This window comes from Ancylomarina sp. YFZ004, from assembly GCF_054254355.1.
In genome coordinates this window covers 47,805-60,521 of record NZ_JBTCHQ010000006.1, presented here as the reverse complement: position 1 = coordinate 60,521, position 12,717 = coordinate 47,805, and the positions used below count along the sequence as shown (strand labels likewise).

The window sequence follows — 12,717 nt, the reverse complement described above, 5'->3', positions numbered from 1 at the left end:
GTAATGAATGCGTTTATTTTTTCTGATATATTCTGACATAGTCAACTTGCATACTTTGAGGAAATGCATCAGCATCAATCCCCTCTACATTACCCCAAGCACCACCCACAGCTACGTTAAGAATAAGGTAGAATGGTTTTATGTACGGCCATTTTGATTCGCCTAATCCTTCATTTTTATACTCAAAATAAAGCTTGTCATCTACATAGGCTTTCATCTCTTCTGGTGTCCATTCCAAGATATACGAATGAAAATCTTCAGCCACATCTGCTATATGTATAGTATCTGTTTGCTGCGTATTAGTTTGCCATTGATATTCTTTAGAGTGAGCCGAAGCATGAATAGCTCCCAAATTATGTCCCACATGTTCCATAATGTCGATCTCTCCAATATTTGGCCAATTGCCATCTTTAAAGGTCCAGCCTTCCGGCATCATCCATATCGCAGACCACGTCCCTCTCCCCTTTGGAAGCTTAGCATTCACTTCAATTCTTCCGTGTAGCCAATTTGCTTTTGAATTTAAGCGTGCCGAAGTATATTCTTTCCCCTCGATTTGTTCTTTTAAAGCAATGATGTTTAAAACGCCTCCTTCTACCCAGGCATTTTCCTTCTTGGTGGTGGTATAATATTGGGCTTCATTATTGCCCCAGCCATCGGCATTACCTTCTGTATCGTAAATCCATTTAGTTGAATCGGGTAAACCGGTATAATTAAATTCGTCGCTCCAAACCAATTGGTAATTGTCCTTGTGGGAGCTTTCCGTATTTTTTGTTGAGGATCCTGATTTTTTCCCATTGCAACTTGCAAACAGAAAAATCGTTCCCAATAATATAATTGTGTTTTTTAGTGGCATTATATGTGTATTAAGGTTGAAATCGAGGTCTCCCCTCATTGTCAATCCTGGTTGTTTACTGATAAACCCTGACGTAATCAATTTCGTAAGTCTGAGGGAAGATCAAATTATCAATTCCCTGGGCTCCTCCCCAGTTACCTCCAACGGCTAAGTTTAAAATGAAAAATTGATTTTTATTAAAGGGCCAGTTCTCGTCTGTTTTGTTGGCAGGAGAATAGGTATAGAACACATCATTAGCATCATCAACATAAAAACTAATGGATTTTTCAGTCCAGATAATACCGTAAATATGGAATTCCTCTTCGGCAGTTTCCAAATTTAAGCTCTTATGATTTACAGTGTTGCCATAACTCGAAGGTGTATGTATGGCCGAATTGACCACATTGGGGTCATAACCGACATACTCCATGATATCGATCTCGCCACAATCAGGCCAGCCTACTGTAGTGATATTGGAGCCCAACATCCAAAATGCCGGCCAAACACCAGTCCCAGAAGGTAACTTGGCTCTGGCCTCAAGCCTTCCATATAAAAAGTTCTTTTTAGTAATAATACGAGTTGAGGTATAAGAACCTGCAACTTCAGCATCATTCACTTTTTTGGCGGTAATCTTTAAAGTCCCCTCACCGACTTCAGAATTGCTGCCATCCGTGTAGTTTTGGAGCTCATTGTTACCCCAACCACCGGCTCCGGTTTCAAAGGTCCATTCGTCACGACTCACTGAACTGCCATCGAATTCATCTGACCAAACCAAAGTCAAATTATTTAAGTAATCAGGATCATCCTGTGCAATGCTTATCTGTTTTGTTACAAGACTTTCAAAACCATCTTTATAAACATGCAAGTCAACATCATAGATACCTGCCAAGGGAAAATAGATCTCTGTTTGATCGATATTTTCACCTGTCAGTTCCTTGTGATTGTAGGTCCATGAAATAGCATCATAATCACCTTGAGTTGTATTATTTAAGGTGACAAAATTGGGTTTAGAATCATCTATTGAATACGTAAAATCAGCAAGAAAAACATCTTGTTCAATACTGATTGTTTTCGTCGAAATCTTATTATTCGATAACTTATTATCAAGTCCCCAAAGCGTTAACTGAACCTTATAATCTCCCTTTTCAGAATAGAAAACAGTTTGATCATTTGTGTTGGCTCTTTCTTTTTCAGAAACTTCTCCATTACCGAAATCCCACTGCATAAATAAATACGATCCAGTACTTGTATTCGAAAACATAATTTTATTTGCATCATTAACATCTTCAGTAAATGTAAAATCAGGCATGTATGTTTCCTCATCATCACTCTTCTGACATGACAATAGAACAGAAGCAAATAATATGGAAATAAGTAGATTAACGTATGTAAGTGGGCGTAATATTTTCATAGAAGTTATTGAATTATAATTCATTGCTTCTTGATAAAAAAAGCTTAGTTAGTATTAAAAAATAAGCAATAAGATTGCACTGAAAGCCATTACCATATTGTGATATCAGATAAATACTTCAGAAAATAATGTGGGCTTCACAATTACCTCTTATTGCTCAAAATCAATGAATGAATCTTAATAAATCTGTTTAAATTTTGTAAAGAAGATATTAGTATAAATATGCCAGAGCACGATTTGTGCTCTGGCATAAACTAATTAAGGTAACAACTGGAAATCGTCGATATAGAAAAGTCCTGCATTACAGTGACCTTCAGCACCAAGTTGAATAACAATTTGATCAAAATCAACACGATCAGAAACATCGCTGTAATCAAAAGTCAATTCTACCCATTGACCAAACTGATCTTCAGTTAAAGTATGGCTACGAACCTGCTGAGTCTCCCAAGCATTACCTCCAAGTGAACTATCTTGTAGTTTCACATCAATCTGAGGCTTAAGATTATGATCTGCAATCCAAGGTGTTCCTGGATCACAAACAGTAGTATAATCATTAAAAGCTGGAACAAAAACCTTCATTGTGAATTGGTTTCTTGTAGATAAATCAATGATATAATCAAGTACAGTCAAAACACTGGACCATTCGCCAGCACCTTTTTGGTACTTAATAATGTTATCGGACGCATTAACATCTGATGGCGCAAAGTTATCAATGATATCAAAACCATCAATTGCTGCTGTATCCCATATAATATTACCATTGCCTTCAAAATCGTCAGCGATATCATTGCTTTCAAGCTCTTTTACAACTGGTTCTGGTTCCGGCGTTAATTTATCAACGGGTGCAAATCTTGTAAACCAATAGAAATTGGCATTAGTGTCCCAAAATGCGACTTCTAATAAATCTTCTGTTAAAGTCATGATTTCATATTCATGAGCACCAGCGTAGTAACCTAAGAAACCACCTCCTGTTACAGTCAACTTTTCACCTGCTATAGTACAAACAAAATCACCACCTGTATGCGGCATGATAAAGTCACCACCATCTGGTTCCTGATGTCCATCTGTAGAACCTAAGTCTGCAGCCCATCCACCATTGGCATAAACATCACCATTGGTTAGTTGAGTTAAGGTTAAACCTGATTCAGTAATTTTAAAGGTAAATCGGTCATCATATAATCCTTTATCTAAACGAGCACCTTTAGCATCAGCATGCCATTCGGTAGGATTAGCCAAGGTAGGTCCTAAGCCAAAAGCACCTTTCGAATACGCATCAACAGCCCATACTTGTTCTCCAGCTCCTACGAGTTGATCGTAAGGATATCCAGAAAGAAAAGATGGATTATCTACAGTTGTAACAATCTCATCCTCGAGGATCGTAACACCACCCTGAGAGGTTACGGTTAGCTTAACGGTATAAGTCCCAGCAAAGGTATAACGTGCTGTTACAGTATTTCCTTTTTGAGTCACACCATTACCAAAATCCCAAGTTGAACTTACACCAGGCGTGTTATTGTATAGCGTATATTCATTGGTGACATCGGTAGCTGTATAGCCCCAGTCAATTTGTTCTGCCATTAGGTTTTCAGGTGTACTGTACTCATCTGGAGAACAAGACACAGCGACAACTAAAAGCAAAATAAAATATAATATTTTTTTCATAATTTTAATTTTAAATAATTACCAAATAAGTCCTGAAATTCATAAATCACCTAAAATGATTCGATTTCAACTTATTAATAACCAACATTTTGCTCTAAGGCATTGTTCGACAGTGCGATTTCCCTTGAAGGAATTGGCCAGAATCCTCTTGCTGCTGTGTTAACAGCTGAGTTGTAGATTCCACCTAGATTAGTAGCCTGAACAGCACTTTCTAAGACTGGCATTCCTTGTCTAAGAAGGTCCCAATATCTGATGCCTTCAAGTGCAAACTCCAACTTTCTTTCTTCAAAGATTTGTGCTAAAGTCACCGTACTAACAGAAGAATAAGACGCACCAAAAGCACGGGCTCTTACTTTATTGTAATGAACTGCTGCATTGGCAGCAGATCCCAAATGAATTTCCAATTCGGCAGCCATCAATAAAACATCAGCATAACGAATTGCGATATAATTCTGAGGGAAGTTCAATTGCTCTTGCCCTACAAGAGGTACTTGACTTTTAAGACCGGCATACTTTTTGTTCAAGTAGCCCGTATATTGATCAGCCTCTTCGAAGTTACCTTCGCCCAATTCAGAGACCATATCTAAAAGTGTGAAATCTCTACGCAGATCACCATCCTGATAAGAATCATAAAGTTGTTGTGTAGCAGGAGAGAAACCCCAACCTGAATAATATTCAGAATCAGCACCAGTTCCTCTTGGCCCAACAAATACAACCATCTTATTTCCAATATCGTAAGGTGCATTGCTCCACTGCCAGCCTTCTCCTTGGTTTGAGAATTGAGCTTCGAAAATACCTTCTATTGAATTTTCAACCCATGAATCTGTAAACTCAGAGTGTCCCCAAAGGTTTCCAAAGTCTGGTAATAGATCTGCTCCACTAGTAGTGATAACTTCATTTAAATAAGTCAAAGCATCAGATCCTGTAATATCACCAGGCATAGTCGAACTGGCATCGCCATTACCATAAACACCATCATAAAAAAGGAACATTCTCGCTAATAATGCTCTAGGAGCCCATTCTGTAACTCTTCCTTTTTGATCATTGTCGTATGTCACACCATCTAGGTAAGAAATCGAAGTTTCCAAATCGCTTGCTATTTGAGCATACACATCTGCAACAGGTGCTGCGGCTTGTGAATATTCTGATGATGCAAGGGTTTTAGTAATTAAGGGTACATTTTCGAAAACACGAACTAAATTAGCATAATAATAGGCTCTTAAGAAAAGAACTTCGCCCTTAAATTGTGTCTTCTGCTCCTCTGAAATTTCAGAAGCATCTATTTTTTCCAAAAAGACGTTTGCGCCATAAACACCAGCATAGTGGTCATTCCACATAGCACTCCACATACCCTCTGATGCTGTAGTCAAACCTCTGTCAGCTTTCTTTCCAGAAACACCATCAGTAGCAGAACCACCTCCACCATAAGCATCGTCTGAAACAATATCCATGATTATTTGCAAGCTCTCGCCCCAGTTTCTTTGAAGTGGCTCGTAAACCGCTACCAAAGCTCTGTACATATCGTCTTCTGTACGATAAAAGTTTTCCTCTGTCTGCTCTACCACTAAATCTTTCTCAAGATAGTCATCACAACCCATGAAAGTAACAGCAAAAAGAAGTATATAAATTATCTTTTTCATTGTTTTAGTTTTTATCTGTTAAAAATATCTTAGAAAGTGATGTTAGCACCTATAGTAAGGACTTTTGCCTGAGGGTAAATACCCTGATCGATACCTGTGAAAAATACATTATCACTGTTTCCAATCTCAGGTTCTAAACCTGAATACTTGGTGAATGTTAATAGATTATCACCAGAAACATAGAATCTGCATCGCTCAATATTAAGTTTATTCAAAACAGATTTTGGTAAAGAATAACCTAACTGAATATTCTTAAGTCTTAAATAATCAGCATCTTCCACCATAAAATCAGAGAAATTTCCTTGATTGTTGTTAAGGTCATCAAAGCTTACCCTTGGAGTCTTGTTGCTTGAACCTTCACCGGTCCATCTATCTAAAACAGATGTTTGGTAATTGGCATTAGGTAAGTCGTAACGACGCGTCGCATCAACAATTTGATTCCCAACAACAGCATACCAAAACATACTCATATCAAAATTTTTATAAGCGAAATTCAAGTTTAAACCAACTGTAAAATCAGGATGAGGATCACCCAGGTTGATTTTATCTGCACCATCCATGACACCATCTTCATTCTGATCGACATAAATCAAGTCGCCAGGTGTGGCGTTAGGCTGATGAGAACCACTGTTATCAATTTGTGCTTGATTCTGATAGATGCCATTTGTTTCCCATCCCGAGAAGTAACCAATTGGTTGGCCTACTTTAGCCATGGTAAGGCCTTTCATTCCTGAAGGACCAATATTCACATCACCATTAATAACACCTTGGTCGTTATTGATCGATAACATTTCGTTTTTATTAGCCGAAAAGTTAAGCGTACCTCCGTATGAAAAATCATTCGATCTGCCATTGTAACCCAACAAGGCTTCAAAACCTCTATTTTGTACAGTTCCGCCATTAACGGTAGGCGGGCTATTACCAATATAACCTGGTATTGGCGCATCAATCAAAAGGTCTTTAGTTCTCTTATCATAGTAATCTAAGTTCATATAGAAATTAGAACCCAATCGTAGATCAAGACCAATATCGGTTTGTTCTGAAGTTTCCCATTTAACATCAGGATTGGCGATCTTAGAAGGAGAAGAACCATTCACAACTGTACCTGCGTTAAAGTTGTAGTTGTGGTTGTTGGCAATAGACGACAAGTATCTGAAATTACCAATATTCTCGTTACCATTCTGCCCCCAACTCGCTCTTACTTTAATAAAAGTAATCGGGCCTAACTTGTCTTTTAAGAAATCTTCCTCGGACATGATCCATCCAGTAGAAACTGAAGGGAAAGTTGCATAAAGATTATTTGGTCCAAATCGAGACGATCCATCACGACGAACAGTTACTGATGCCATATATCTATCTTTAAAGCTATAATTAGCACGTCCAAACAAGGACAATAAAGAATTCGATTCAAAGGCTCCTGCTGCAGATGTGTTTTTACTATCACCAACATTATCGAGATAGGCATTAGCTTTACCCTCAATAATCAATTCACTACCACTACCATTAAGATTTTCATAGTTATTGGTATAAGCAGTTGTTCCAACTAATACATCAAGCTCATGCTCACCAAACGTATTGTGATAGTTGATTGTAGTTTCCCAATTGGTGCTGTACCAATTATCCATATTTTTTTCTACCCTGGTTTTATCATTCTTGGTAATGGTACTCAACTGATAAATTGGCTTATAAATATCGTGCCATTGGTAAGCGTAATCAATACCAATTGAAGTTTTCACTTTCACGTGTTCTATCACCTTGTATTCTGCATACAGGTTAGCAACAATTTTATCCGTATTGTATTCATCATTCAGAAAATGCATGGCTGCAATTGGGTTTACAATCTCCTGCATATTACGTATTGGCCATGAAAAGCTTCCATCTTCATCCTTAACGGTTGTGATAGGATCGATATTAATAGCCTGTGCCAGTGGAGAGTTGTAAACATTGTTTGGATCGACTCCCTGAGAAGTACTATGAGAATAGACGAAAGATGTCCCTACTTTTAACTTCTTATTATAAGAAGTGTAGTCACCTTTTGCGCGAAAATTGACACGCTCGTAACTGGATTTATCTTCAGAAACAATTCCATCCTGACTGAAATAAGATAGTGCTGTTGAATACAATATCGTTTCATTTCCACCATTAAGAGACAGAGTATGACTTTGAATAGGCGCATTGTTTCTGAAAATCTTCTTTTGCCAATCCGTACCTGAACCGATACCTGCCAACTCTTCATCCTGAATCCAGTTTGCGTGAGAACTATTGTAACCATCATTCAATAAAGATTCATTGATGATCATCGCATAGTCGCTTGCATTAAGAACATCCATATTTCTCGATGCATTCTGAATACCATAATAACCATCGTAAGATAGTTTAGCTTTACCTTTAGTTCCTTGCTTAGTGGTAATAATAACAACACCATTAGCTCCTCTGGCTCCGTAAATAGCAGAAGCGGAAGCATCCTTTAGGACCTCCATACTACCAATATCTGTAGAAGACAAATAAGAGATATCACCTACAGGATTACCATCAATAATGTAAAGTGGTTGTGAATTTCCTGTGGTACCAACACCTCTAATGTTAACAGATAAACCTGCTCCTGGCTGACCTGAATCCATCGTTACCTGAACTCCAGCAACCTGGCCCTGCAAAGCTTGTTCAGCTCGTTGAATAGGCATTTTCTGAATATCTTCAGCTTTTAGCGAGGATATAGAACCCGTTACAGAACTCTTTTTCTGTACACCATAACCAATAACAACGACTTCATCCAAGCCCATGTTATCAACAGCCAGTATGACATTAATGGTAACTTGGCTGCCTACTTTAACTTCCTGAGAGGCAAAACCTACCATAGAAAACACTATTATAGCGTCATCATCTGCTTGTATTGAATAATTTCCATCGATATCTGTCGATGTACCAATAGTTGTACCTTTAAGTACAACTGAGGCAAATGGCATAGGTAAGCCATCTTCAGCCGAGGTTACAACCCCATTGACCGAATGTCCTTGCGCAAACGTATTCCAACATAAAAATGCCAGAAACAAAAACAAGACTGTTTTTTTCATGTGCTCTTTGTTTTAGTTTAGATTGAATTAGTGATCGATTCTTACGCGTTTAAATCGATTGCAATAAAGAGCTATCTTATCAAAACACAAAGGAATCAAGTACATCACAAATACATCATATGCTTAAACACAATACATCACAAATACGTCATTTAACAACTCTTAACACTTAACCGATTGATTTTAAGCACATAATAAAAACAGATGAGCATTTGACACTTTCTTAACCAAATACATCATACAAAAAAGTGGAGAATCACGTGTACACCTCCACTCTTTAACTATTTCAAAGCCTCTTTATATATTTAATAGGAATTCAATCAGATTGTCATCCCTATGTAATTCAAATTTCTTTCTTAAACGGTATCTACTGATTTCAACACCCCGAACCGATATATTCATTAGAGGTGCGATTTCTTTGGTTGAAAGGTTCATTCTTAGATAGGCGCACATTCTTAAATCTTTTGGCGAAAGCTGAGGGTATTCCTTTCTCAGTTTCTGAAGATAATTGGCATGTACCTGATCGAAATTCAACTCGAACTGCTCCCAATCCTCTTCGCTATTAAATTCCTTTTCTACAGTTTTCGCCAATTTTTTAACCTGAACAAGAGCCGTAGGATCCTGGATTTTCTTCAAAGCTTTTTTCAATTCACCCAAGGCATATGAAAGCACCTCGTTTTTATGAATGATATTCATAGTCGAACTAGCCAATTCTCGGTTTTTGAAAACAACTTCATTTTTAAGCTTTTCATTTCGTAGCTGCACAATTTCCTTTTCAACCAAAAGAGCCTCTTCCCGAAACTTTTGTTCTTTAGCCTTCAACTCTTCATCTTGTCTTTGTTTTAGGCGCATTTGTACAGTTCTCATTCTTCTCCTGATTAAATAAACAGCTAGAAGTAAAATAAAAATGCAAACAAGTACATAAAGGATATAAGCGATTATAGACCTGTACCAAGGTGGAGCGATCGAAAAATAGAATTCAGCAGACTGAGCTTTAATTCCATATTGATTTTGGGCATCAAGTCTGAAAATATAATCCCCCTCTGGTAAATTAGTATACTCTTTCTGTAGGGTGCTCCCACATATAGAAGGTGCATCCTCAAAACCAATCAACTGATAATGATAATGCACTAAATCTGGATCGCTATATTGTGGTGCCGAAAAAATAAAGCGTAAGGCATTATTACTATAAGGCAATGACACAGACATATCATCAGCAGTCAAACCAGCTTGATTGGCTTCGCCAAAGAAGATCACCGAATCTCGAGAACTAGTGAGACTTACTTCACGAATTAAAACTTGAAAATCGGAATCATATCGTTTTGTTATGGAGGGATTATAATGTACAAAGCCCTGTTCGGTACCAATCAATACATTTTCCCGATCGTAAGTGTAAGTATTCTCAAAAGCATTTGTAAAGGCATCCTTCAATGAAACAAATGGCTTCCTAATCATCTCATAGGAATTCCCTATTTGTCGCTTTAACAAGCCCAGATTTCCTCCTTGAAAAAACCAGACATCTCCATTATCATCTTCAATCAATTTACTAACCCACCCCTTAGGTCCTAATAAGTCATTTAGATATTTATGCTCACCAAAGCGATCTAATTCGGGCTGGTATTTATAAAAACCATTGGGGCTTGAAAAAACAATTTCGTCACGTATCTTCTGAACATTAATATTCAGACGGGAATTAAAACCATCATTCTCATCATAAAATCTATAACTGACGCAGGAATCCAAACTTGGGTTCAAAAAGATATGGTAAACCCCTTTGTAACCATGACACATCCATATTGAATAGTCATCGTCCCATATCATTTCACGAGACGATTCATTAAAACCACCAATTTCTTTCACAAACTGCCATTTCCAGTTACTCTTTGCTGTTTTCTCGAACAGGATCAATCCTGAATAGGTCCCACATATCATTTGGTTAGGAAATTCTTCTTTATACAAATACTTCCATCCCCCTTCAATATCAGAAATCAAATTAGCCTGATTCTTTTCAATTCGGAAAGTCCCTTTATTGTGTCCGCAAATCAACTCCCCATCAACCACTTGTAAAGACCAAACCTGCCCCGTTGTGTTTTTAACCAATTCCAAATCATCTGTTTCTAAGCTTAGATTTGATTCATTATGAAGCGCTTTACAAAATAGGCCCATATTAGTCCCCAGATAAAGGTAATTATCATGAACAATAGAGGTATATCCTGTACCGATATCCCTATCCGTTTTCAACAGAGACAAGGGTGAGCTAATCTCCAGATAATCAATTCCATTATCGAGCCCCAACCAAAGATTTTCTTCCTGATCCTGAAAAAGGCATAATATGGTATTGTTTTGCAAGCCCTTATCAGAATTAATATGCTGAACCAATTGTCCAGACTTATCGAGTATATATATCCCATTTACGACACTTCCAAAAGCATAAAAACGATCGCCAAGAGAAATCCCCGAAAATAATCGATCCTTTTTAAATATCTCATTAAGGGAAGCATCCCAAACTTCGACCTTATCTCCATCAAACAGAAATAAACCAGACGTAGCTGTGGCAATAATCATAGAATGATCAGAATAAGGTAAAATGCTCACAATCTCAAGATCCTTAAAAAATCCGCCACCACTAACCTGCTCTGCTTTCTGATTGTTCCACAAGCATAAACCTTTTTCTTTCTCCTGTATAAATAACTGATTCCCCAGCATAAAACTATAGTGGAATTCAGTTTGACTATTAAAGACCGTAATTTTACCACCTTTATAATATAATATCTTTTGAAAAGAATGAAACAGGATGCCATCTTCATAGGGGAAAATTTGCCAAATCTCAGAAAAATCTCGCTCTGCCTCAGGTATTAAATCAATAAGGGTGTGATAGCTTAACTTGCCCTGCTGATCGGGTTCCAAATACCCCAGTTCATTATAAGCCCCCACATAAATCCGTTGCAAACTATCTACTGCCAGTGATCGAACAACAGAACTGTTTGGCATAGGAATTAGACGCCACGAATTGCCATCGAATTCTAAAACGCCATCGTTATTGGCAAAATACATCAAGCCATTCGAAGTCTGAACCATATTCCAATTCTGCGAGCCCCCTTTATATTCACGTTTAGAAAAACTACGAATAAATGGAATTCCAACACTTTTTATCTCAGCAAAAACACTGCTAACAACAAAACAAAAGATTAAACTTAAACAGATAACTTTTCTCACAATAAAACAATTTTAGGATCAGAACATTCTGTTAATAGGAAAAACAGTCACAATAAACAGAAAGCTTATGTATGTAAAGAATATATTAATTGAAGAATAATTGACTCCCGGGACACGAGAATAGTATGGAGATTTCCCACTTCCTTTACTTTGGAAAAAAGAAACGCATATTATAAGATAGGAAAAATAATATGAATCCTAATCAATAACAACAATATGTCAGATTAATTCAATGAGCTTTCTTCGAAATCCATCTAAGAATAAGATATATAATCATCCTAATCAGATTAAGAACTAAAAACAGAGTATATTAGTCAGTGGTGATAACGTAAATATGACAGATGGTAATACATTTTAGATTTGGGATTTTTTCGACATATTTTAAATCGAGACAGCTATTCAAAATATTAATATATAATTCTTAATAATCATCACCCATTATAGACTGATTACAACTAGTTTATCACTGCAAGTTATATTATTCTTGAATGAGTTCATATGTGAACACAAATAACAACCCCACTCTAAACAACAATAAATCAATCATTAAACCACACTCAAAAAGCGACCTCTCTTTCCGCTGAAAAAAGCACCAAAGTTGCAAAATTTTGGTGCTTTTTTTATGACATAAACTTTCAAAGGATGAGAACCCCAGGGTTCGTAATAAATTCATGACGAGCAATCATTCCTCCCTCTTCGCTTTTCACAATATAACCGCTTGATTTTCGGATTTTGCTGTCTGAGGAATAAACGGTGATAGTAAATTATTTTACGATCTCAGCTTATCAGTTTCGCTCTATTAAACTTACAAAACCCATAAAACAAAACACGCTCGTAAATCAATGATTTACGAGCGTGTTTTGTTTTATGGGGAACCTTATACAA

At 37.1% G+C, this 12,717-nt stretch carries 6 protein-coding genes; all 6 read right to left on the bottom strand.

Going from position 1 to position 12,717, the window contains the following annotated elements; genetic code table 11:
- Positions 1 to 13: 13 nt before the first annotated feature.
- The 6 genes from ACXR6G_RS11075 to ACXR6G_RS11050 all read right to left on the bottom strand — a co-directional run bounded on the left by ACXR6G_RS11075 (position 14) and on the right by ACXR6G_RS11050 (position 11,832).
- Positions 14 to 853, bottom strand: coding sequence for a glycoside hydrolase family 16 protein (locus ACXR6G_RS11075; protein ID WP_458361494.1), 840 nt, complete (start codon positions 851 to 853; stop codon positions 14 to 16).
- A gap of 55 nt (positions 854 to 908) precedes the next feature.
- Positions 909 to 2,243 (bottom strand): family 16 glycosylhydrolase, encoded by a 1,335-nt coding sequence (locus ACXR6G_RS11070; RefSeq protein ID WP_458361493.1) that lies wholly within the window; start codon positions 2,241 to 2,243, stop codon positions 909 to 911.
- A gap of 258 nt (positions 2,244 to 2,501) precedes the next feature.
- The gene (locus ACXR6G_RS11065; RefSeq protein WP_458361492.1) at positions 2,502 to 3,905 is read right to left on the bottom strand and encodes a PKD domain-containing protein; all 1,404 of its coding nucleotides are present in this window, start codon (positions 3,903 to 3,905) and stop codon (positions 2,502 to 2,504) included.
- Positions 3,906 to 3,979: 74 nt separating this feature from the next.
- A complete protein-coding gene (locus tag ACXR6G_RS11060; RefSeq protein WP_458361491.1) occupies positions 3,980 to 5,545 on the bottom strand; it encodes a RagB/SusD family nutrient uptake outer membrane protein in 1,566 nt (521 codons plus the stop codon).
- Positions 5,546 to 5,574: 29 nt separating this feature from the next.
- On the bottom strand, positions 5,575 to 8,616 hold the full coding sequence (locus ACXR6G_RS11055; RefSeq protein WP_458361490.1) for a SusC/RagA family TonB-linked outer membrane protein: 3,042 nt from the start codon (positions 8,614 to 8,616) through the stop codon (positions 5,575 to 5,577).
- A gap of 297 nt (positions 8,617 to 8,913) precedes the next feature.
- Positions 8,914 to 11,832 carry a two-component regulator propeller domain-containing protein gene (locus tag ACXR6G_RS11050; protein ID WP_458361489.1) on the bottom strand — a complete coding sequence of 973 codons (2,919 nt, stop codon included), beginning with the start codon at positions 11,830 to 11,832 and terminating at the stop codon, positions 8,914 to 8,916.
- Positions 11,833 to 12,717: the final 885 nt, after the last annotated feature.

Excerpts from the sequence above, each read along its gene's own strand:
- ACXR6G_RS11075 (WP_458361494.1), bottom strand. The coding sequence starts at position 853 with ATGCCACTAAAAAACACAATTATATTATTGGGAACGATTTTTCTGTTT.
- ACXR6G_RS11070 (WP_458361493.1), bottom strand. The coding sequence starts at position 2,243 with ATGAAAATATTACGCCCACTTACATACGTTAATCTACTTATTTCCATA.
- ACXR6G_RS11065 (WP_458361492.1), bottom strand. The coding sequence starts at position 3,905 with ATGAAAAAAATATTATATTTTATTTTGCTTTTAGTTGTCGCTGTGTCT.
- ACXR6G_RS11060 (WP_458361491.1), bottom strand. The coding sequence starts at position 5,545 with ATGAAAAAGATAATTTATATACTTCTTTTTGCTGTTACTTTCATGGGT.
- ACXR6G_RS11055 (WP_458361490.1), bottom strand. The coding sequence starts at position 8,616 with ATGAAAAAAACAGTCTTGTTTTTGTTTCTGGCATTTTTATGTTGGAAT.